We start from the raw sequence: 23482 nt of genomic DNA on the forward strand, positions 1-23482 counted from the left end.
AGATGACTAGAATTTTTGTAACAATAATGCTAATGCTTGCGGTACTTACCGGAGCAAATGCTCAGGATAAGGTTATCGACCAAATTGTAGCCGTGGTTGGTGGTAACGTTATTTTGAAATCGGACATCGAAACCATGAACATTAACCAGCAGGCGCAGGGAATTACTTCGGAAGGAGATATGAAATGCGAAATACTGGAAGATTTTTTGATTAACAAACTGCTGGTAGCCGAGGCCGAACTGGATACCTTGATTACGGTAACACCCAGCCAGGTAAACCAGCAAATGGATGCGCAATTGCAAATGTACATGCAACACTTTGGTACCGAAAGTGCTGTTGAAACCTATTTTGGAAAATCAATTGCAAGTATTAAAGCCGACATGCAGGAAGCTATTCGCGAGCAGCTGTTAAGCCAGCAAATGCGCTCGAAAATCGTTGAAAATGTAACCGTTACCCCGTCTGAAGTGCGCTACAACTACCGCAACCTAAGCAAGGAGGAAATTCCAACGATACCAACGCAATACGAGTATGCACAAATTACCGTGCAACCAAAAATAGAATTGGAAGAAGAAAACCGGGTAAAAGCCAAACTGCGCGAGATTAAAAAACGAATTGAAAACGGTTCGAGCTTTGCTGCAATGGCTGTAATTTACTCTGAAGGACCGTCAGCGAAAGATGGCGGCGTTATTGGTTATTCGGGTCGTGCACAGCTTGATCCGGCTTATGCAACAGCTGCTTTCAACCTAAAAGATGATAAAGTATCGAATGTAGTAAAAAGTGCGTTTGGCTACCATATTATTCAATTGGTAGATAAGCAAGGTGGAAAAGTAAACACACGCCATATTTTGATGAAACCAAAAATTTCGGTTGAAGCAAAAGAAGAAGCTTACGAACGCCTCGATAGCCTGGCCAACCTCATTCGTAAAGATGAAATTGCTTTTGATCAGGCAGCTCAAATGTTCTCGTACGACAAGAACACCCGTAACAATGGTGGAATTGCAATTAACCCCAACACCATGTCGTCGAAATTTTCGATTGAAGAGGTTGATCCCGATGCCAGTAAGATCATCACCAAAATGAACATCAACGAGATTTCGGAGCCGTTTGAAACTATTGACACTAAAAACCAGCAACAGGTTTATAAAATTATCAAGCTGTTAAGAAAAATAGATTCGCATAAGGCCAACCTGCAAGACGATTACCAAACGCTTGCCGAAATGTACCTGGCGAAAAAGAAAGAACAGGTTTTGGAAGAATGGATTGCAGAGCGCCAGTCGCAAACCTATATCCGTATCGACAGAACTTATGCTAACTGCAACTTTAATTTCGACAACTGGATTAAATAATAACCCACGAATTTTTGTTTATGAATTTTAAAAACGACGTTGAAGCCTTAGATGCACTTCAGGGAAAATTTAAAGACCTGAAAAAGGAAATTACAACCGTAATCTATGGCCAGGATGCAATTATCGATCAGGTACTGATCTCGCTTTTTAGCCGTGGTCATGTTTTGCTGATCGGTGTTCCAGGGCTGGCAAAAACGCTGCTCGTAACTACCATTGCAAAAATTCTGGGGCTTAAGTACAACCGTATTCAGTTTACGCCCGATTTGATGCCATCGGATATTATCGGTACCGAAATTCTGGACAACGAACGTAATTTTAAATTCATACAAGGGCCATTGTTTGCCAACATTATTCTGGCCGACGAGATTAACCGTACGCCGCCAAAAACGCAATCGGCACTGTTGGAAGCCATGCAGGAACAATCGGTTACTGCTGCCGGACAACATTTTGAGCTGGACAAACCGTTTTTTGTGCTGGCAACGCAAAACCCAATCGAGCAGGAAGGAACCTATCCCCTGCCCGAGGCACAACTCGACCGTTTTATGTTTTCGGTGTGGCTCGATTACCCAAAACTGGAAGACGAAATTACCATCGTAAAAAATACAACTACCATACAAAACACCCAGTTAAAACCGGTTATTTCAGGAAAAGAGATTCTGTACTACCAGGATTTAATTCGTAAAATTCCGGTAAACGACAATGTGTTACGTTATGCAGTTACACTGGCGGCAAAAACCCGTCCGGAGAATGAACATGCGGCAGAGATCAGTAACCAGTACCTGAAATGGGGAGCGGGGCCACGTGCATCGCAGTACCTGGTATTGGGCGCGAAAACACATGCTGCTTTACGTGGTAAATATTCGCCCGATATTGAGGATGTAAAAGCCGTTGCTCCCTCTATTCTTAGGCACCGGATTATTAAAAACTACAAAGCCGAAGCTGAAAATATTTCAATCGACGAAATCATCGACAAATTGCTTTAATGTCTTTTTACCGTATTAATACCAGCGCTACTTTGCGCAAATTAACTTCTGCAATTTTCTTCCTTTTCCTTCTGTTTACAGCAACAAAAGGATTCGCGCAGGAAAAGAAACGTGTGGAAATCATTCAGGCTGAAACATTGGAACAAGGCGAAAATGTTGCCAATGCCCAGCGCCTGATCAACGACGTAATCATTAAGCATGAAGATATTCTGATGTATTGCGACAGCGCTTACACTTACGATCAATCAAACCGCGTAGATGCTTTTGGCAACGTACACATTAACAAGGGCGACACGCTGCACCTTTATGCGCGAAAAGTGTATTACGATGGCGACCGTAGTTTTGCACAGGCCATAAAAAATGTAAAGCTGGTGAATAACGAGGTAACGCTTTACACCGACACACTGGATTACGACATGAACCTGAACGTAGGCTACTACGATTGTTTCGGGAAAATTATTGACAGCACAAACACGCTTACCAGCAAAGTGGGAAAATATTACCTCGACAATAACGAAGCACATTTTACCGATAGCGTTGTTGGTTTCTCTGATAAGTATACCATCAACAGCGAAGATCTGCGCTACAATACGCAAACCGAGGTTATCTTTTTTAAAGGGCCAACTACCATCCGCGATTCGGTAAATACGCTTTATGCCGAAGATGGTTGGTACAACACCCTAACCGGCGAGGCCGATCTGAAAGAAATGCCAAGCGTATTTAACGAAACGCAACTTTTAACCGCCCGACAAATAAGCTATAATAAAGAAAATGGCGATGGTTATGCCGAAGGAAACGTACATATCGAAGACTTTGAAAACCAAACCATAATTCAGGGAAACAAGGTAATTTACAACGAAACAAAAGAAACGGCGATAGCCACCGATTCGGCGGTTTTTATTTCGTACAGCGAAGCCGACAGCCTGTTCCTGCATGCCGACACCTTAAAAAGTATCCCTGACACCATTGATGGCGAAAATATTGTGATGGCCTATTATGGTGTACGCTTTTTCAGAACCGACATACAGGGGCTTTGCGATTCGCTGATGTATTTCACCAAAGACTCGCTGGTTCAGATGCACAGCAACCCGGTTATCTGGAGCGAGCAGCACCAACTCAGTGCCGACTATATTGAAATGATTCAACACACTACCGCTCCCAACGAAATGCATATGATGAAAAATAGTTTTATCATTTCGAAACAGGATTCGGGGCGCTTCGACCAGATAAAAGGAAAGGACATGACCGGTTACATTGTTAACGGCAAACTACGCAATATTGATGTGGATGGTAACGGGCAAACCCTGTATTATGCCCGCGACAAAGAAGCCATTATCGGGCTGAACAGAGCAGAAAGCAGCAATATCAGTATACGTTTCAAAGAAGGAAAGATTGATGCCATTGCATTCCAGAAACAACCTGAAGGGCAGTTAAAACCAATTCTGAAACTGGAAGATAGCGAGAAAACATTACCGGGTTTCGAGTGGAAAATAAAACTGCGTCCGCTTTCTAAAAAAGATATTTTCTGGCGACCTGAGAAGAAAGAGGTTGTTGAGGAAGACGCAACAGAAGAAGTCACTGGTCAATAGTCACTGGTTGCGGGATACTGGATTCTAGTTACTGGATACTGCGACTGAAAACTGAGACTGCCCACTGAGCTCTAAACTTTTGACTTCATCAAAAGTTACTTCAATGTTAACGCAAAACAGACATTTCGGTATTATTCTTCTTTTTTTAATAAAAAAGCCCCATTTCATTTTCATTTTAAAATAATATTTTCATATTTGCAGGAAATCATAAGCAAATGACAAAAAATATCAACATTTCTATTCTTAACCTCCTCATTGGTATTCTTCTTCTAACAAGACAGAAATGAGAATGGTGTGTTGATTAACGATATTGGAATAAAGAAGCCATTCTCACATTGAGGATGGCTTTTTTCATAATAGATACGTACATAGCTTAAAAGAAAAATAACATAAATAGACAACAAATCATGAGCGACAGACTTTACATTTTCGACACAACTTTGAGGGACGGTGAACAGGTCCCCGGTTGCCAGTTGAACACGGTAGAAAAGATTGAAGTTGCCAAAGCATTGCAGGAATTGGGAGTTGATGTAATTGAAGCAGGATTCCCCATTTCGAGCCCAGGCGATTTTGAATCGGTAGTAGAGATTTCGAAAGCGGTTACATGGCCAACGATTACAGCCTTAACCCGCGCAGTACAAAAAGATATTGATGTTGCAGCCGAATCACTCAAGTACGCCAAAAAAGGTCGTATCCACACCGGAATCGGAACATCTGACTTTCATATTTACCACAAACTCAACTCAAATCCCGATGCAATTATCGAGCGTGGTGTTGAGGCAGTGAAATACGCAAAAAAATACGTTGAAGATGTAGAGTTTTACGCTGAAGATGCAGGACGTACCGATAACGAGTACCTGGCCCGTGTAATTGAGGCAGTAATTAAAGCCGGTGCTACGGTTGTAAATATTCCCGACACTACCGGTTACACCTTGCCACATGAGTTTGGTGCAAAAATCAAATACCTGGTAGACAATGTGCCGAACATTCATAAAGCGATTATTTCAACGCACTGTCATAACGATTTGGGAATGGCAACTGCGAACACTATTTCAGGAATCCTGAATGGTGCACGCCAGGCAGAGGTTACCATTAACGGTATTGGCGAACGCGCCGGTAACACTTCGTTAGAGGAAGTGGTAATGACATTGAAAACGCATTACAAAACACTGGGAATTGATACCGGTGTAAATACCAAGAAGATTTACGGAACAAGCCGTTTGGTTTCTACGTTAATGAACATGCCTGTTCAGCCAAACAAAGCGGTTGTAGGACGTAATGCTTTTGCTCACTCGTCGGGTATCCACCAGGATGGCGTGTTGAAAAACCGCGAGAACTACGAGATCATGGATCCGGTAGAAGTGGGTATCAACGAATCGGCAATTTTATTGACAGCCCGAAGTGGCCGCGCCGCGTTGAAACACCGTTTGGAATTGTTGGGCTTCGAGTTGGATAAAGATAAGTTGGATGAAGTTTACGAAGAATTCCTGAAACTGGCCGACAAGAAAAAAGACATCCGCGACGACGATATCGCGTTGTTGGTTGGCGATGCAACGCGCAAGGAACACCGTATTAAGTTGGATTACTTACAGGTTGTTACCGGAAAAAGTTTAAAACCAATGGCAACAGTTCGTCTGAATATTTCGGGCGAGAAATTCGATGCCACTTCGGATGGAAACGGTCCGGTTGACGCAGCCATTAAAGCGGTTAAAAAGATCATTCATCGTCAGGTTGTTATTGAAGAATTCCTGGTACAAGCCATCACCCGCGGAAGCGATGATATTGGTAAAGTACACATGCAGGTGGAATACGAAGACGGAATCTATCATGGATTTGGTGCACACACCGATATTATTACTGCTTCGGTTGAGGCCTTTTTGGATGCCATCAATAAATTACCGGCTGCATTGTAATTAAATACGGATAATAGAAGTAGACAATTCATCCCTCTTCGAAGGAACGGGGGATGCGTGTTAAAAAGAATAAAAGTTGAATCCATATAATAGATGGAAAGAAATCATGACAGCAAAAACATTATTTGATAAAATTTGGGATGCACACGTGGTGAAGAAGGTTGAAGGTGGCCCAAATGTATTGTATATCGACCGTCACTTTATTCATGAAGTAACGAGTCCGGTTGCCTTTTTAGGGTTGAAAAACCGCGGATTGAAAGTATATCGTCCGGATCAGACCACAGCTACTCCCGACCATAACGTTCCAACTATCAACCAGCACCTGTCGATTAAAGACGAACTTTCGCGCAACCAGGTTGACATGTTGAAAAAGAACTGCGATGAAAACGGTATCGTTTATCACGGACTGGGAACTGAAGGTCACGGCGTGGTGCACATTATCGGCCCCGAAATGGGATTAACCCAGCCGGGAATGACCATCGTTTGTGGCGACAGCCACACTTCTACCCACGGAGCTTTTGGTGCTATTGCTTTTGGTATTGGTACCAGCGAGGTGGAAATGGTTTTGGCAAGCCAGTGTATTATGCAGCCGAAACCAAAGAAAATGCGCATCACCGTTAACGGAACTTTAGATAAAGGTGTAACTGCAAAAGATATTGCGCTGTACATCATTTCTAAAATTTCAACCAGTGGTGGTACCGGACACTTTATCGAGTATGCAGGTTCGGCAATCACCAGCCTGTCGATGGAAGGCCGAATGACACTTTGTAATCTGAGTATTGAAAGTGGTGCCCGCGGTGGTATGATCGCCCCGGATGAAACAACTTTCAACTACGTAAAAGGTCGTCAGTTTGCACCAAAAGGTGAAGATTGGGACAAAGCCATGGAAAAATGGGCGGAGTTAAAATCAGACGAAGATGCAGTTTTTGATACTGATTACACTTTTGATGCTGCTGACATTGAGCCGATGATCACCTATGGAACCAACCCGGGAATGGGAATTGGTGTTTCGCAGACGATTCCAACATCGGAAGGTTTGTCGGGAACAGATAAAACAACGTATCAGAAATCGTTGCAATACATGGGATACAACGAAGGCGATGCCATGAAAGGCAAACCGGTTGATTTCGTATTTCTGGGAAGCTGTACCAATGGCCGTATTGAGGATTTCCGCGAATTTGCCGCTTTTGTAAAAGGCAAGAAAAAAGCCGACAACGTTACTGCATGGCTGGTTCCGGGGTCAAAAGCAGTGCAAAACCAGATTGAAGCAGAAGGACTTGTTCCAATATTAGAGGAAGCAGGTTTTGAATTGCGTCAACCGGGGTGTTCAGCATGTCTGGCAATGAACGACGATAAGATTCCAACAGGTAAATATTCGGTATCAACTTCGAACAGAAACTTTGAAGGCCGCCAGGGACCGGGTGCCCGCACTTTGCTTGCCAGCCCGTTAACTGCAGCAGCAGCAGCAGTTTCAGGAGTTATTGCTGACCCAAGAGAAATGATGTAGAACCGCACAGCGCAAAGCACACAGAGCGAAGCGAAAAAAATCGCTAAGCACTCTGCTCTTAGCACTCTGCAAAAATTGTAAAAAATGGCATACGACAAATTTTCAATAATAAATACTTCGGCAGTACCTCTGCCCTACGAAAATGTAGATACCGACCAGATCATTCCTGCACGTTTCCTGAAAGCAGTGGAACGTAAAGGATTTGGCGACAACCTTTTCCGCGACTGGAGGTATGAAAACGACGGAAGTCCGAAGGCTGATTTCCCGTTAAACAACCCAAGATATTCAGGCAAGATCCTGGTTGGCGGTAAAAACTTTGGTAGCGGATCGAGCCGCGAGCACGCCGCATGGGCCATCTATGATTATGGTTTCCGTGTTGTGGTTTCAAGCTTCTTCGCCGACATTTTTAAAGGAAATGCATTGAACAACGGACTGTTACCGGTTGTTGTTTCACCAGAGTTCCTTGAGAAAATCTTTGATCAGATAGAAAAAGATGCAGATTCAACTTTTGAAGTCGATCTTCCAAATCAAAAATTCACCATAACAGCTACTGGTGAGTCGACTGATTTCGAAATCAATCCGTACAAAAAGCATTGTTTGCAAAACGGATTGGACGATATCGACTACCTTGTTGAAATGAAGGAGCAAATAGCAGAATTTGAACAGGCTTAAATCTATGGAGGGTTTCACCGATTGTGAAGCCCTCTATACATAACAGACAGGCAAAAATGACAGGCAAAGCAGTAGAAATTTCAGGTAAGCGCCTGACCATTATGGATACCACCCTTCGCGATGGTGAACAAACCTCCGGGGTTTCGTTCAGCGAAGGGGAAAAACTAAGTGTAGCCAAGGTGCTGCTTGAGGATGTGAAAGTAGACCGCATTGAAATTGCCTCGGCGAGGGTGTCGGAAGGAGAATTTAAGGGCACACAAAAGGTAATGAATTGGGCGGCTCAGAAAGGTCACCTCGATAAAGTTGAGGTACTTGGATTTGTTGATGGAAAAATTTCGCTGGAGTGGATTGCCAAAGCCGGAGGAAAAGTGATTAACCTGCTTTGCAAAGGATCGTATAAACACGTTACCGAGCAACTGCGGAAAACGCCGGAACAGCATGTGGACGACATCAAACAAGTACTAAACTATGCCGACGAAATGGGAATCAGGGTAAACATTTACCTTGAAGACTGGTCGAACGGTATGCGCAGTTCAAAGGACTACGTTCACTTTATGATATCGAGCCTGAAAGATGAAAAGGTGGAGCGTTTTATGCTTCCCGATACATTGGGCATCCTCGATCCGGACGAAACATACGATTTCTGCCACGAAATGATTGAAAGCTTTCCTGACGTAGAATTCGATTTTCATGCCCACAACGATTACGACCTGGCGATTGCTAACGTTTTTCATGCACTTAAAGCCGGAATTCGTTGTATTCACACCACGGTTAACGGACTGGGCGAACGTGCCGGTAACGCTCCCCTATCGAGTGTTATTGCCACCATAAAAGATCACCTGAAAATGAAAACACGGGTGAACGAGGCTCAGTTAAATAAGGTTTCGAAACTGGTTGAATCATTTTCAGGAATTCGTATTCCAACCAATAAACCATTGATTGGCGAATTTGTGTTTACACAATGTAGCGGAATTCATGCCGACGGCGACAGTAAAAACAATCTGTATTTCAACGACTTGCTTCCGGAACGTTTTGGCCGTACACGCCAGTACGCTTTGGGAAAAACTTCGGGTAAAGCCAACATCAGAAAGAACCTGGAAGACCTTGGCATTGAGCTGGACAAAGAATCGCTGAAAAAAGTTACCGATAAGGTTATTGAACTGGCCGACCAAAAAGAAACTATCACCAGCGACGAGCTGCCATATATTGTTGCCGATGTTTTGGAGAATGATCTTTTTGATCAACGTGTAAAAGTGGTGAATTACTCGATTAGCTACACTATGGGTTTGCGCCCGATGGCCAACGTTTCGCTTGAAATTGATGGAAAGATTTACGAGGAATACAGCGATGGCGACGGACAGTACGACGCATTTGTAAAGGCTTTGCGGAAAATTTACGAACGTCTCGATAAAGCATTCCCGATGCTGGTTGATTACGTGGTAACCATTCCTCCGGGCGGTAACACCAATGCCCTGGTTGAAACAGTTATTACCTGGCGCAACGATCACGAATTTAAAACCAAAGGTTTGCATCCTGATCAGAACGCCGCTGCAATTCTGGCAACAACCCGCATGTTAAACGTAATAGAAAACGAGTTTAACACCACAAAACTGGAAGAATTAAAAAACGAAAAATAATAACGTCTTCGGACTCCCGATTTCGGGCTTCCGACAATAAAAGTAGAAATGAAACTTAACATTGCATTATTGCCCGGCGACGGGATCGGACCTGAGATTGTTGATCAGGCCATGAAAGCAGTGAAAGCTGTTGCAAAAAAATTTAATCACGAATTAGAATACACCGAGGCACTAACAGGTGCCATTGCCATCGACACAGTTGGAGATCCGTATCCGGAAGAAACACACGAATTGTGTATGAATTCGGATGCTGTACTTTTTGGTGCTATTGGCGACCCAAAATTCGACAACAACCCAAAAGCACCGGTTCGTCCTGAGCAGGGATTGCTGGCCATGCGTAAAAAACTGGGATTGTATGCCAACATCCGCCCGGTAGAAACTTTTGATTCATTGTTGCACAAATCGCCACTTCGCCGCGAATTGGTTGAAGGTGCTGATTTTGTTTGCATCCGCGAATTAACCGGTGGAATGTATTTTGGTGAGAAAGGCCGCAAAGACGATGGAAATACGGCTTTCGACACTTGTATTTACACTCGTGAAGAAGTTGAGCGTATCTTGAAATTAGGTTACGAATTTGCTGCTAAACGTAACAAAAAGCTTACTGTGGTTGATAAAGCCAACGTATTGGAAAGCTCGCGTTTGTGGCGTGAAGTGGCACAGGAAATGGCCCCGAATTATCCTGAAATTCAAACAGAATACATGTTTGTGGATAATGCCGCAATGCAAATTATTCAGTGGCCAAAGAACTTTGATGTAATGGTAACTGAAAACATGTTTGGCGATATTCTTACCGACGAGGCCAGTGTAATCACCGGTTCGCTTGGATTGTTGCCATCAGCATCAGTTGGTATCCACACTTCGGTATTCGAGCCCATCCACGGTTCATATCCGCAGGCTGCAGGTAAAAACATTGCCAACCCTATTGCTACCATTCTTTCGGCTGCCATGATGTTCGAATATGCTTTCGACCTAAAGGAAGAAGGTAAATTGATACGCGAGGCTGTTGCAGCGTCAATGGCTGAAGGTTTTGTTACCGAAGACATTGCAGAAGGACCGGCGCAAAGTACATCGGCAGTTGGCGACTGGATCGCTCACTGGATTGAAAAGAACTAAGAATATGCGGTTTTTAACCGCCTTCTATAAAAATAACCGATCTCTCTGGAGATCGGTTATTTTTATGTTCCATATTTTCTGTATCCGTCAGCTGAAGCTGACGGCAAAAGATATCCAAATCTCAGAAATAAAAATGAAATACATTTATCCTTTGCCGTTGGTTTTAACCAACGGAATAATAATATAGTTCAGACTCCCGGCTTTAGCCACTAATCTTCTAAAAATTATATCTTTTGAAAAACTGATCAACCTCGTCTTCCCATGTCAATCTTCTGTGATGTTCATCCTGATTTTTTATATATTCTCTCACTCTCACCACATGTGATTGACTTACTGAAACAGCGAAATAATCATCCTGCCAATAAAATTTTACCGGCATCACATTCATTTTATTAATCCAATACGAACTCTCACCTTTCAGTTGCTGCATTACATCTGCGATAGTCTGTTTTCTACCAAGATTTATTAGTGCATGCACATGATCTTTATGAAGATTAATGTAATCGAGAACAATACCTTTTTCACTTGCCTTTTCCCTTATATGATTAAGAAGAACAGGTCGAAAGGTATTCGAAATGATACATTCACGGTTTTTTGTAGACCAAACACAATGGAGCCAAATTGTTGTGTATGACATGGGATTGAGATTTAATATTTAGTCTAATGTACAAAATTGTCTTGGGCTAAAGCCTGTAGATCCGCACCTTATCATCCGTCAGCTAAAGCTGACGGCAAAAAATAGCAATTAAGAAGTTTGAACTATACCGACTCCGGTTCTATCTTTTTCCAGAGAATAGAAAAATCCCAATCTAAAATCTGTTTTAAAACCACCAGCAAAACTACCGATGAGAGCACTAAAACCAGCGATTCTTTAACAGGATCTGTTTCCTGCTGGAAAAACAAGGAAGGAACCTGTATTGCTGATTCTTTACTGGTAACCAATAGTGCGCCCAGCGTATTATTAACGGCATGTATGCCAATGGCCAATTCAATTCCGTCATCGAGTAAGGCTGTTATTGCGAATGCAACACCAAAAACAAAGTACGAGGGCATCATCATCCAGAAGCCGTGTTCCTTTACTTCGGGATTGGCGGCATGTAATAAAGCAAACAGAACCGAAGGTATCAGAATAACTGCCCAACGGCGTTTGGTCCATCCGGCAACTCCCTGTGCCAGGTAACCACGAAAGATAAATTCTTCGGTGCCCGACTGGATGGGGATTAGAAGAACAGCCACAAAAACCAGGGGAATAAATGCAGCCGGATCAAAACGAAACTCAAGATCTTCGGGACTTATAGCTAACTGCGCGAAGAATAAAATCAACATAATTGCGCCCCACACAACAAAGCCCAACCAAAACCTGTTCCACCTGAAAGCTAGTCCTCCATTCACCACATCTTTTGAAGTCCGTTGATGAAACGACTTTATCAGAACAATGGCCAAAACAAGTGTTACTATAAATGGAATAACCATTAGAGCTAAGCCAAGGCTTGGATTAATTCCATAAGCCGATAAATCCATCGGATTCTCCGGAGTTGCCACCTGCCCCCCATTCATCGCAATGGATATTCCCATTACAACGATTAGCGGAATAGCACCAACTATTTGCCCAACGCCCAGGGCCACAATAATTACCACTACAAATTTCCACCATTGATTTTCGCCATCGAAAGCACGTGATAAATGTTTCATTTCTTTCTTCTGATATTTTTACTTACAAGTATAAATGGATAAATTCAATACTATCCATATTCATATAGCTCAGAAATAGCAATTTTAAATAAACTCCAGCCTGAATAAGAATCTGGTCGCATCATAAAATACACATATCCATTTTCATAAAATATTTGATAGTATTGATACCATTGAGTTGGGGGCAAAGTAAGGTTTCGGGCTTTATTGGAATTCAAATCATATGCTTTGAATTCTCCCGGCCCTTCGTACCCAATTCCCATAATGTAGGCGATATTATCTTTTGTAAATACAGATCCTCCGGTATAAACATTTACCGGTGCTCCTCCCAAATCGATCCACTCATCAGTATCCATATTATATTGCCAGAATTCGTTATATTCAGTCCTGTTTACTATTGACGTATAAAAGCCCAGGTACGCATAATTTTCATGGCTGAAGTTTAGCGTATTCCTCACTTCATATTGAGTCGTTGGAAGTGTCTGTCGCGTAATCCAACTATCATTTACTTTATCATATTCAAAAAAGCTGTTAATCGTTCCAACAAAGCCCCTACCCTGATCACTAAATGAAAAAGGACCATCCATTTCTACCGGGAAACCGGCAATTCGGCTCCATTCATTATTCGATATGGAATATTTATAATTTAAATTCTCTCCTGAGGAATTGTACGAAATAAAATACAAGTCATTATCAATAGAAAAAGTTGTTACAATATATGATTCATTAAATAAATCAGTCCGACTCAATTGAAACCAATCTTCGGCAGAAGAATCAAATTTCTTTAACGATGAATAATGTTGATCCTGAAACAATAGATAATGCGCTCCATCCATATCAATGAAAAAGCAGTTTCCACCTGACATAGCGAAATTTTTATCCACTTTCTCCCACTTTTCTGTCAGTACAAAAGCATTTTCAATCATATCATCCTGAAGTCCTACATATACCGATAATGAAGGATTGTTGCCAATTTCTGCATCATAAGGAACGATGCACTGTAGCTCATTTCCGTTACGTGCCATAACATATCCCGGTCTTCGGTCAAAAGCAACTGCATAGTAACCTGATAGATTCTCGGGTAAATTTTCAACAATAACACTAACCGTGTCGCCTCTTTTTATCTCTTTCGGCCAATAATCAATAATCTTTATTGGTGGAATTGTAAACTCAACCGTTCTTGCCGAAAAATCGAACATATACGACAGATCAATTGTATGCTTTCCTGCCGGTATCATCCAGGGCAGTGTTAACTTTGCCTTATTCTCACTTACATCTGTAAGCATACCAATACTTGGTGCCATACCATAGAAAAAACGTTCGCCAGTCAGTTCTATGGTTTCTCCGGCGTGAGTAATTGCAGGTGATATTGAAGTAATAACAGGCATATTAAAAGTTATTTTAAGTCCTGAATCAATGTCGCCATTATACCTAAACCTGGCATTTAACGTTTCAGAATTAAACACAGCTGTTACTCGCAATGTAACCAAACTATCTGTTTTTGTTATTTCCTGCAATGGAATTCCTCCAATCTGAAAGTTAGTCAGTCTATCGAGGTGTGTACCTTTTACGGTTAAAACGCTATCAATCCAGGCAATTTGGGGCTGAACCGATGTAATTTGGGGTAAAACAATATTATATTGTTTTTCCGGCTCCAATAGCTCATCAAGCATCATTAGCTTAAGGTTTTGGCTCCCCGGACTAATATTATACGTTAATGTAAAAAGTAACGATGTATCGCTTTGCGTTACCACCGGGAAGTTTTGCTGCCCAATAATTAACGATTTTATAGATAGCAGACCATGACCTTTAATTTTAAACGATTCTCCGAGCAAAACATTTTCAGGTAGTATTTCATCAATTGCAGGAGGTGCTATCCGGAAATTTTCGGACAAGGAAGAACTCTTACCAGCAACTTCGATCCGTAAAAAGCTTTTACTAGTTTTTATTGCCCTCGGAACGATAACCCTTAAAACTGAATCGCTTGATACTATCGGATGTGTAACTTCTTCGCGAAAATAAATGTTATTAGCTACGTTTTTATCCGAAAAATACTGTCCTCTTATTGTTATTGTATCTCCAATCCAGAAATCTTGTGGTGAAAAACTATTTATTACAGGAGCTATTCCACCTTTACTAATAAAATGCTGTTCCTCTCCGTAAACCGTATATTTACTAGTGGTTAAATAAGCTTTTACAACGTACTCTCCTCCTATTGCCAAATTACGAACGATCTTAGTTTTAAATTCTGACATACCACTATCAGTATAACCTAAAGATACCGTTTCATAGTCGGTACCATTAGTGTTTGACAAATAATAGATAAAACCAACATCGGTAATGGTTGACGACCATCCTCCTTCTAAAGATCCAAAAACAGTTACTCCATCTTCTTCTACTATAACATTCGCATGGGTCTGTACCGAAGGAAAATCTCGTTCTTCTTTATCGTTGCATCCATACATGAACAGCACAAATACTATAAAATACAGTAATACTCTCATAACCAATTTAAAACTCATAAATTACTGAAAACAAAATTGAATGATTAATACCAAAAGTATTAACCTCCGAAACCTTTTTATTTAGCGGAATACTAACGCCAACTCCGGCACGTAATCTTTTGCTAAAATCAGGAACTTCGATTAACAGTTGATTTATCTGATACAACAAAATCCGGTCATCTACACTTAAATCAACATAACTTGTTTCGACAACGTCATCAACAAGAGTTTCTAATCTAACACGCTGTTCAGAAGAAAACATTCTAAAAACCTCGATTCCTGAACGTAAAGATAGATTTAAAGAAGACAGATCCAGAAACTGAAAGCATATGGCAGCGTCGCCCCCAGCAGAAAAGCAATAGTTATTAATATCGATATAATCGGTTCCGCCTAACCTTTCTTTCTTTACATAGTCGTTAAACGAGTATGCGTTTACTTTGGCACCTAACGAAAATGCTATTTTTTTGGAGAAATCAGGATACATAACACTTCGATGCAATCCAAGAGTTAAAGCTTGTCCGTTTAAGGAAAAATTGTCACTCAAACTAAGATTCATGTTGCCTTTTACGTATGAATAAGAACCTTCCAGTAATACTGATGTGTCTTTGTTTCGGTACCTGTTATAATCTTTGTACCATAAATTATTCTTTTCGTGAAATAAAATAAGAGGTTTCACCAGCGACTGAGAATTATAAGTCAATTCATTAATATCAAAATCTATATCCTCGTATAACAGTGCCCCAAATATTCCCTTAAACCGATTTTTAGATTTACTATTCGTTGGCGGTTCGAGAAAGTAAACATCTGTTTCGGTGATAATATAATAAGCTGATTTATATTTAACCAATTTATAAGTACCATCAAACAAACACATTGCCCAAACTTTATTTTCTACCGACGGAAGGCTTACCGAAATATATTTTTCCTTTCCTGGCAGTTCAACTGCATCCGCATTGTCTGCCGTTATTAAATGCCAGTCGTGATGATAAGAATACTTAAAATATACAAGTTCTTCCGACTTCTTCTTTTTAATTTGAATTGACACATTCAGAGTGTCTCCTTTACTTATTAACAACCACGAATTTTGACCAAACAAAACATTGGATGCCAACAGCAGACAGGAGATAACAAATAAGATTTTCATGGTATATCAAGCGTCGTTTTTCATTAGTTTTATTGGTTGGCAATATAATTATATTGTCGTTATAAAAAAAATTCTGATAAATACAGAATCGTTATTTACCAGAAATACTCCTCCTCATTTACTAAATTTAATTCTATTTACACTAAATATACTTCATCAAGCTATAGATATAATAAATACTTCTACTTGAAATTGCTTTGCGACATGTGCAAAAAATGAGCAATACTTTTTTAAATGAACTACAAAAAATGCCCCTGCTATTTTATTTTTAAAAAATATTCATTTACTTTGTATTTCAAAGTACTTTTAAAATGAATGAATCAGAAAAGCTGTTAAACGAATTAAAAGACATCCGCAACATTATGGAGCGCTCAAGCCGCTTCCTGTCACTAAGCGGACTATCAGGAATAATGGTGGGTATCTACGCGCTGATTGGTGCATTTTTTGCCTACCGCATCGTTTATATTCAATTTCCATCCGCTGTAAGGCAGGAATATATAAACGACACGCTCACAGCTGTCTTTATAATCGGCATTACGGTACTTGTTCTGTCGCTATTCACCATTTACGTTTTAACGGTAAAACAGGCTAAAAAAGAGCAAAAACCCATTTGGGGACCGGGCTCAAAACTGTTACTGATCAATCTGCTTATTCCGCTCGCAACGGGTGGAATACTAACCACGATACTTGCATTTCGCGGATACTACGGCGTTGTAAGTCCGTGTTTCCTCATTTTTTATGGATTGGCGTTGGTGAACGCAGCAAAATATACACGTCCCGAAATTCTTAGTCTTGGTTTGGTTGAAATTATATTAGGACTTCTTGCAGCAATATTTCCGGGTTACGGGCTTTATTTCTGGGCTATTGGTTTTGGTATACTTCATATTATTTACGGATTTATGTTTTTAAATCGTGAAAACAAAAATTCAGAAGCGTGAAGAATCCGATTCAAAATCTGAATAAGGTCTTTGAGAATAAAGTGAGGCTGGGCGTTATGGCTGCCTTGATGGTGAATTCGCGCTTGAGTTTTAACGAACTGAAAGACTTGCTTGAATTAACCGATGGTAACCTGGCCAGTCACATTAAAGCATTGGAAAAGGAAAAATTCATTTCGGTGAATAAAACCTTTGTGGGCAAAAAACCCAACACTACTTACGCCGTTACATTAAGCGGGAGTAAAGCTTTTGAGCTGCATTTAAAAGCATTGGAAGATTTAATAAAGAATCAAAATATTACAAACAATTAAATTTTTTTTATCAATCTACTTTGTACCTCAAAGTACTTTCAAAACAATTAAATCATGGAAAAACAAGAAAACATTTTAGACCGCCTGGGAATCAGCTTTCACCGAACTCTATCGTTCAAACTTTTAGTGATCGGAATGCTTATTCTAATTCTGCTGATACCCAAAGTAATGATTATGGAGCTGATTGGCGAACGCCAGAGTAATTCCTTTCAGGTTGTGGACGAAGTGATGAGCAAATGGTCGAACGAACAGCTCATCAGTGGCCCCGTACTATTTGTTCCTTTCAAAAAGAAAATCTACAACGAGGAGGAAGACACCTACAACGAAGTTACACGTTACGCCACCTTCCTTCCCAAAGAACTATCGGTTAACGGAACACTGCTACCCAAAAAATTGCAACGCAGTATTTACAATGTTGATGTGTACGAGGCGGAACTTGCAATAACCGGGAATTTTAAGGACATCGATCTGGAGAAACTGAACATCGAATCTTCGGATATAATGTGGGACGATGCCCAGCTACAATTATCAATCAGCGACCTGAGAGGTATAAACACAGGGCTGGAACTGAATTGGAACGACAAAGCCTATACATTTTCGCCCGGAAAAGCCTCATCATCGATCGGGCACAGCGGTGTTTCCATTCCGTTGAAAGAGATTTATACCAGCAACCTGAACGGAGCATTTAATATTAAACTGCAGTTAAAAGGCAGCCAAAACCTTATGTTTACTCCGCTTGGCGAACAAACCTCAGTTCATTTGGAGTCGACCTGGAACGATCCGGGTTTTACAGGCAATTATCTGCCGGCCGACCGTAATGTGGACGAAAAAGGTTTTCAGGCCGACTGGAGCGTATTGCATTTTAACCGCAACTATCCGCAACAATGGGTAAGCACCAATCAAACCTTAAATCAAAACGACATTGAAAATTCAAAATTTGGTGTTGAAATGGTGAGCCTTGCCGATCATTATCAAAAAAACATACGAAGCGCGAAATACGCTATCCTCATCATTATCATCACTTTTGTGGTTTTCTTTATGTTCGAAGTACTGTCAAAAGAGCGCATTCACCCGTTTCAGTACATTATGGTTGGATCGGCAATCAGTATTTTCTACTTGCTGTTGCTTTCAATTTCTGAGCATTTAGGTTTTAACATAGCTTACCTGGTTGCCGCTTTAGCAGTAATTATACTGGTGTTCTTTTACACGCGTAGTTTTATGCCAAAACTAAAAACTCAGCTTGGAACAAGTTTAGGTTTGGCCGGCTGTTACCTTTTCATTTTTATTCTGCTGCAACTCGAATCGTTTGCATTACTAACCGGAAGTATCGGTTTATTCGTGCTACTGGCTGCATTAATGTATTCAACCCGAAAAGTAAACTGGTATAAAGAATAAGAATAACACATTTCCTCCCGGCTGTTCCGGGAGGAAATGTCAATAATTACTGGCCATGAAAAACGTCTTTCTAGCAGAAAGGCTACACAGCTTTAAATACGCACTTAACGGATTACGGCACTTGTGGAAAAAGGAAATAAATTTTCGAATTCACATTTTTGCAACTATAACTACGACTGCTTTGGGTTGGCTCATTGAAATTACCCGAACCAAATGGTTGCTGATTATGATTTGTGTTGGAATTGTACTGGGGGCCGAAGCATTTAATTCAGCTATTGAGCGCATTTGTGATCTTATTTCTCCAAAGAAAAATACACAGATCAAAATCATAAAAGATATTTCTGCAGCCGCAGTTTTAATCGTTTCAGTAATGGCGGCAATCATTGGTGTTATTATCTTCTGTTAAAAGTCATAAAATCTATCCGGCAAGCTTGCTTTTAGCGGTGTCCCATATATCTTTGCAAAAAATTGCACAATGAGCGACACAAAATATTTTCCTCAATTAAAAGATATTACCACCGCAAAGCATAACCTCTGCGAGATCGTATTGCACACACCACTTCAGAAAAACCTGAACTTATCGGAAGAGTATAACGCGAACGTATTTCTGAAACGCGAAGATCTGCAGATCGTTCGTTCCTATAAAATTCGCGGAGCCTATAATAAAATTGCACAACTTTCGGATGCCGAGCGCAAAAAAGGAGTGGTTTGCGCCAGTGCCGGAAACCATGCACAGGGTGTTGCCTACTCGTGCCGCCTTTTAGGAATTGAAGGCAAAATATACATGCCCACAACAACACCTAAACAAAAAATCAAACAGGTAAAAATGTTTGGAAAAACGCACGTTGAGGTAGTTATTACCGGCGATACTTACGACGATGCCCACCGTGCAGCTTTGGAAGATTGCCAGAAAACCGGTATGGTTTTTATCCATCCATTCGACGATCCGCAAATTATTGAAGGACAGGCAACTGTTGGGCTGGAGATTTTGCAGGATTCCACCGAAACGATCGACTATTTGTTTATTCCCATAGGAGGTGGTGGTTTGGCGGCCGGTGTTGGAGCCTATATTAAACAAATCAGCCCCAACACTAAAATTATTGGAGTGGAACCTGCGGGTGCACCATCGATGCAAAAGTCGCTGGAAGCCAACAGCGTAATAAAACTGGAGAACATCGATAAGTTTGTTGACGGAGCGGCTGTTCAGCGTGTTGGCGAAATTACTTTCGAGATATGTAAAAAAGTGGTTGACGAATACCAGTCGGTTCCGGAAGGAAAGATTTGTACGAAAATTCTGGAGCTTTACAACCGCGATGCCATTGTTATTGAGCCGGCCGGAGCACTGTCGATTGCCGCTCTTGATTTTTACCGCGAGCAAATTAAAGGGAAAAATGTAGTTTGTATCGTTAGCGGAAGCAATAACGACATCACCCGCACCGAAGAGATAAAAGAGCGCTCGTTACTTTACGAGGGGCTGAAGCATTATTTTATTGTACGTTTTCCTCAACGCGCCGGAGCCTTGCGCATTTTTGTTGATGTGGTGCTTGGCCCCACCGACGACATTACCCACTTTGAATACTCGAAAAAAAACAACCGCGAAAAAGGGCCTGCTGTTATCGGAATAGAAGTGCAGAAAAAAGAAGATTTTAATGGTCTTGTAAAACGTATGGATGAAAATGGTTTCATTTATGAATACCTGAATGAAAAAGCGGATCTTTTTCAGTTTTTGATTTGATCAAATGCTACAAAACGGTTTAAAACCTGGCAATTTCACATTTCAAACATGGCTACTTGTCAGTTTTGTTTGCTACATCGGCGAAAAAGAATAAATTAGCGACTCCTTAATTAAACCGGCATCAAAATAAAAACCATCACGAAAAACAAAATCGGTTCTGTGTAGAAAGATTTCGTTTTTCAATCCAAAAAAAAGGTAATAAAAGGGTATGAAGATTTTGAAAATTAAATTACACTGGCAAATTCTTATCGCACTTGTACTGGCTGTTCTATTTGGCTATTTTGCACCCGATGCAACGCGTTACACCTCGTGGATAGGTGATATTTTTCTTCGCGCATTAAAGATGGTGATCATTCCTCTAATCCTGAGTTCGATCATCAGCGGAGTAACCAGCATGGGCGAAGGCAAAAACCTCGGAAGGTTGGGATTTAAAACAATGATTTATTACCTGGGAACAAGTACGCTGGCCATTTTAACCGGTTTACTTATCGTTAACCTGGTAAAACCCGGCGTTGGTGTAGAGCTTGGATTTACCCAATCGGTAGAAGGGCTGGCCGAACAAGCAGGATCGGTAAAAGATATTCTTTACCGCCTTATTCCGGATAATATAGTTGATGCCATGGCACAGGGAACCATTTTGTCGGTGATCTTTTTTGCTATTGTTTTTGGATATTTTATTACAAAGGTTGACGAACCGTATAAGAACTCTTTAAAAACATTTTTCGATGCCGTTTTTGAGGTGATGATGAAAGTAACACTGTTTATTATCAAATTCACACCGCTCGGAATTTTTGGTATCGTTGCCGGAGAAGTAGCGCGCAATTCAGAACAGCTGGCCAACATTGCCGGCAGTCTGGCAATTTACAGTTTGTGTGTAATTGCGGGACTATTGATTCATGCGCTTATCATTCTACCGCTTATTGTACGTTTTATTGGGAAGGCTAAACCATTTGCACACTTAAAAAATATGGCCACTCCCCTGCTTACAGCATTTTCAACATCGTCGTCGAGTGCCACGTTGCCATTAACCATGGAAGCGCTGGAGCACAAAAGCGGCGTATCAAATAAAATTACCAGTTTTACTTTACCGTTGGGAGCTACCATAAATATGGACGGAACTGCACTTTACGAGTGTATGGCTGCCATGTTTATTGCGCAGGCTTACGGCGTTGATTTGTCGTTTACACAACAGGTATTTGTGGTGGTTACGGCTCTGCTGGCATCGATTGGTGCCGCCGGAATACCAATGGCCGGACTGGTTATGATTACCGTTGTTCTGACTGCCGTTGGATTGCCACTCGAAGGAATCGGGCTTATTTTAGCCGTTGACCGGATTCTGGATATGTTGCGCACCGCAGTAAACGTGTGGAGCGACAGTTGCGGAGCTGTTACCGTTGCCCGTTCGGAAAACGAGGAAACCGGTGTAGCCATCTAAAGGCGGCCTTCGTATTTGAACTCTACTTATAATTGGGATTTCCGCTATGCTCCAACTTGAAGCATATCAAAAAGAAACCGGTCCACTTTGGTATCGTCTGCAATAGCCACACCTACGCTTCGGCCTCGGCCGGTGAGCCGGAAAACAAGCGGTGACAGCGTAAAAAAATTACTGATGTTTGAGGAGGTCGACGAGTTTCAGGAATTTTAGTCGTTATCGCGTAGAATTTCCGAGGGAAGCGGAAGCAGCCTTGGGTTTTCTGTCTACTCTTTGGGCAAAGCCAAAGAGTAGATTCCGCCTGAAAAGGCAAAAAGGAGGTTTCTTATTCCGGGCTACATCACGACTGCATAAAATTTACAAGCACTGGATATTTTGAATAGATCTGCCAACAGCGCAAAATCATCTGCAAAAAGCACTTTTTAATCTGCATAATTCAGAATCTTTTAAAGTAGTGTAGCTAAACGAATTTATTGGCTTATTGGCAGAAAATCAATGGATTATTCAAATAAATGGTTTACCATTGTATTGTAAATGCATTTAATAATACAATGAAGATCTTTAAGTACCGGGTTCTAAACCACATACTGTTTTGGATATTTATTTTTACTTTTTACACCATTCCGTACCTTCTGTCGGTTGGTTTTGTAATTGAAGCTTTTATAAATATCATCTACATCCCCATCGACATTATTGGCGTTTACATTGTTATCGAATACCTCATTCCGCGTTTTGTATTTAAAAAGCGGCGTTTTGAAATTTTTATTCTTGGCACGGCCGTAATCATTGCACTTAATATTGCCATTTCGCAATTTATAAAACTGAACATCCAACCATTACTGGGATTTTGGGTAGTACGACGCCCGTTTAGTGCCGAAATGTTCTCGGCCTTGCTTAACAACTTTATGATTATCGGTACAGCCACTGCCTTTAAGTTGTTCAGCTATTCGTACAAATTTCAGTTAACACAATCCGAGCTGGAGCGCAAAACCGTGCAATCGGAACTGGGCATTTTACGCTCGCAGGTAAATCCGCACTTCCTTTTTAATGTTCTAAATAATATTGATGCGCTTATTTACGAGGACAAAGAAAAGGCGTCGAATGCCATTGTGCTGCTATCTAAAATTATGCGTTACATGTTGCAGGAATCAACACATGAGATGGTGAAACTGGACAAGGAACTCAGCTATATTCAAGACTACCTGGAGTTGGCGAAATTAAGTTTTGCCGATCCTGAATTCTTAAAACTTGAACAAAAAGGAGCACCTAATTCGCAACTTGTACCGCCACTTTTGTTTATTCCTATTATTGAAAATGCGGTGAAACATTGCAATAAACAATCGGAGTCGCCGGGTGTAAAAATTAACTTTTCCATTGATTCGGATTGTATTGAACTGCGTACATCGAACTTTGTAAAACGCAACAATTTTAAACTGCCCGACAGTGGCACCGGAACGGGATTAAAAAATGTTGAAAAGCGCCTAAAACTCCTTTATGGCAGCAATTTTACTTTTGATATTAAAAAGGATATGGATAAATTTGATGTGCATATAAAAGTGCCGGTATAATAAAAG

19 protein-coding genes are annotated in these 23482 nt (G+C 41.0%); 15 read left to right on the forward strand and 4 right to left on the reverse strand.

The genetic code is table 11. The annotated features are described in order from the left end of the window. Nucleotides 1-2 precede the first annotated feature (2 nt). The 8 genes from ABZB17_RS00985 (at nt 3) to leuB (ending at nt 10760) form a co-directional block, all read left to right on the forward strand. Nucleotides 3-1346 (forward strand): peptidylprolyl isomerase, encoded by a 1344-nt coding sequence (locus ABZB17_RS00985; protein WP_372647461.1) that lies wholly within the window; start codon nt 3-5, stop codon nt 1344-1346. Between the two features lie 20 nt (nt 1347-1366). Beyond that, entirely contained in the window at nt 1367-2329 is a 963-nt protein-coding gene (locus ABZB17_RS00990; protein ID WP_372647462.1) for an AAA family ATPase, read from the forward strand. After that, the gene (locus tag ABZB17_RS00995; protein ID WP_372647464.1) at nt 2329-3918 is read left to right on the forward strand and encodes an OstA-like protein; all 1590 of its coding nucleotides are present in this window, start codon (nt 2329-2331) and stop codon (nt 3916-3918) included. Before ABZB17_RS00990 ends, ABZB17_RS00995 begins: the two co-directional genes overlap by 1 nt. Before the next feature lie 407 nt (nt 3919-4325). Beyond that, complete coding sequence (locus ABZB17_RS01000) at nt 4326-5831, forward strand: 2-isopropylmalate synthase (protein ID WP_372647466.1); 1506 nt, start codon at nt 4326-4328, stop codon at nt 5829-5831. Nucleotides 5832-5937: 106 nt separating this feature from the next. After that, the gene (gene leuC / locus ABZB17_RS01005; protein WP_372647468.1) at nt 5938-7338 is read left to right on the forward strand and encodes a 3-isopropylmalate dehydratase large subunit; all 1401 of its coding nucleotides are present in this window, start codon (nt 5938-5940) and stop codon (nt 7336-7338) included. 84 nt (nt 7339-7422) lie between these two features. Beyond that, entirely contained in the window at nt 7423-8010 is a 588-nt protein-coding gene (gene leuD / locus ABZB17_RS01010; protein ID WP_372647470.1) for a 3-isopropylmalate dehydratase small subunit, read from the forward strand. 56 nt (nt 8011-8066) lie between these two features. Beyond that, on the forward strand, nt 8067-9647 hold the full coding sequence (locus ABZB17_RS01015; RefSeq protein ID WP_372647472.1) for an alpha-isopropylmalate synthase regulatory domain-containing protein: 1581 nt from the start codon (nt 8067-8069) through the stop codon (nt 9645-9647). Between the two features lie 48 nt (nt 9648-9695). Further along, nucleotides 9696-10760: a 3-isopropylmalate dehydrogenase gene (gene leuB, locus ABZB17_RS01020; RefSeq protein WP_372647474.1), complete on the forward strand. Its 1065-nt coding sequence runs from the start codon at nt 9696-9698 to the stop codon at nt 10758-10760. Between the two features lie 217 nt (nt 10761-10977). Here leuB and tnpA read toward each other — a convergent pair whose 3' ends face one another. The 4 genes from tnpA to ABZB17_RS01040 form a co-directional block, all read right to left on the reverse strand. After that, nucleotides 10978-11397 carry an IS200/IS605 family transposase gene (gene tnpA, locus ABZB17_RS01025; RefSeq protein ID WP_045030480.1) on the reverse strand — a complete coding sequence of 140 codons (420 nt, stop codon included), beginning with the start codon at nt 11395-11397 and terminating at the stop codon, nt 10978-10980. A gap of 122 nt (nt 11398-11519) precedes the next feature. After that, complete coding sequence (locus ABZB17_RS01030; protein WP_372647476.1) at nt 11520-12452, reverse strand: lysostaphin resistance A-like protein; 933 nt, start codon at nt 12450-12452, stop codon at nt 11520-11522. A gap of 50 nt (nt 12453-12502) precedes the next feature. Continuing rightward, nucleotides 12503-14956: an IPT/TIG domain-containing protein gene (locus ABZB17_RS01035; RefSeq protein ID WP_372647478.1), complete on the reverse strand. Its 2454-nt coding sequence runs from the start codon at nt 14954-14956 to the stop codon at nt 12503-12505. A 7-nt stretch (nt 14957-14963) separates the two neighbouring features. Next, a complete protein-coding gene (locus ABZB17_RS01040) occupies nt 14964-16100 on the reverse strand; it encodes a hypothetical protein (protein WP_372647480.1) in 1137 nt (378 codons plus the stop codon). A gap of 311 nt (nt 16101-16411) precedes the next feature. Between ABZB17_RS01040 and ABZB17_RS01045 the strand changes: the two genes are divergently transcribed. The 7 genes from ABZB17_RS01045 to ABZB17_RS01075 all read left to right on the forward strand — a co-directional run bounded on the left by ABZB17_RS01045 (nt 16412) and on the right by ABZB17_RS01075 (nt 23476). Next, nucleotides 16412-17038 carry a hypothetical protein gene (locus ABZB17_RS01045; RefSeq protein WP_372647482.1) on the forward strand — a complete coding sequence of 209 codons (627 nt, stop codon included), beginning with the start codon at nt 16412-16414 and terminating at the stop codon, nt 17036-17038. Further along, nucleotides 17035-17346 carry a winged helix-turn-helix domain-containing protein gene (locus ABZB17_RS01050; RefSeq protein WP_372647484.1) on the forward strand — a complete coding sequence of 104 codons (312 nt, stop codon included), beginning with the start codon at nt 17035-17037 and terminating at the stop codon, nt 17344-17346. The genes ABZB17_RS01045 and ABZB17_RS01050 overlap by 4 nt, the downstream gene beginning before the upstream one ends. Nucleotides 17347-17400: 54 nt before the next feature. Continuing rightward, on the forward strand, nt 17401-18741 hold the full coding sequence (gene creD / locus ABZB17_RS01055) for a cell envelope integrity protein CreD (protein ID WP_372647486.1): 1341 nt from the start codon (nt 17401-17403) through the stop codon (nt 18739-18741). A gap of 55 nt (nt 18742-18796) precedes the next feature. Beyond that, a complete protein-coding gene (locus ABZB17_RS01060) occupies nt 18797-19147 on the forward strand; it encodes a diacylglycerol kinase family protein (RefSeq protein ID WP_372647488.1) in 351 nt (116 codons plus the stop codon). A gap of 69 nt (nt 19148-19216) precedes the next feature. Continuing rightward, nucleotides 19217-20476: a threonine ammonia-lyase gene (gene ilvA, locus ABZB17_RS01065; protein ID WP_372647489.1), complete on the forward strand. Its 1260-nt coding sequence runs from the start codon at nt 19217-19219 to the stop codon at nt 20474-20476. Nucleotides 20477-20684: 208 nt separating this feature from the next. Then, entirely contained in the window at nt 20685-21911 is a 1227-nt protein-coding gene (locus tag ABZB17_RS01070; RefSeq protein ID WP_372647490.1) for a dicarboxylate/amino acid:cation symporter, read from the forward strand. A 548-nt stretch (nt 21912-22459) separates the two neighbouring features. After that, entirely contained in the window at nt 22460-23476 is a 1017-nt protein-coding gene (locus ABZB17_RS01075; protein WP_372647492.1) for a sensor histidine kinase, read from the forward strand. Nucleotides 23477-23482: the final 6 nt, after the last annotated feature.

Origin of the sequence: Draconibacterium sp., assembly GCF_041583095.1 — a bacterium.
Taxonomy (GTDB): Bacteria; Bacteroidota; Bacteroidia; order Bacteroidales; family Prolixibacteraceae; genus Draconibacterium.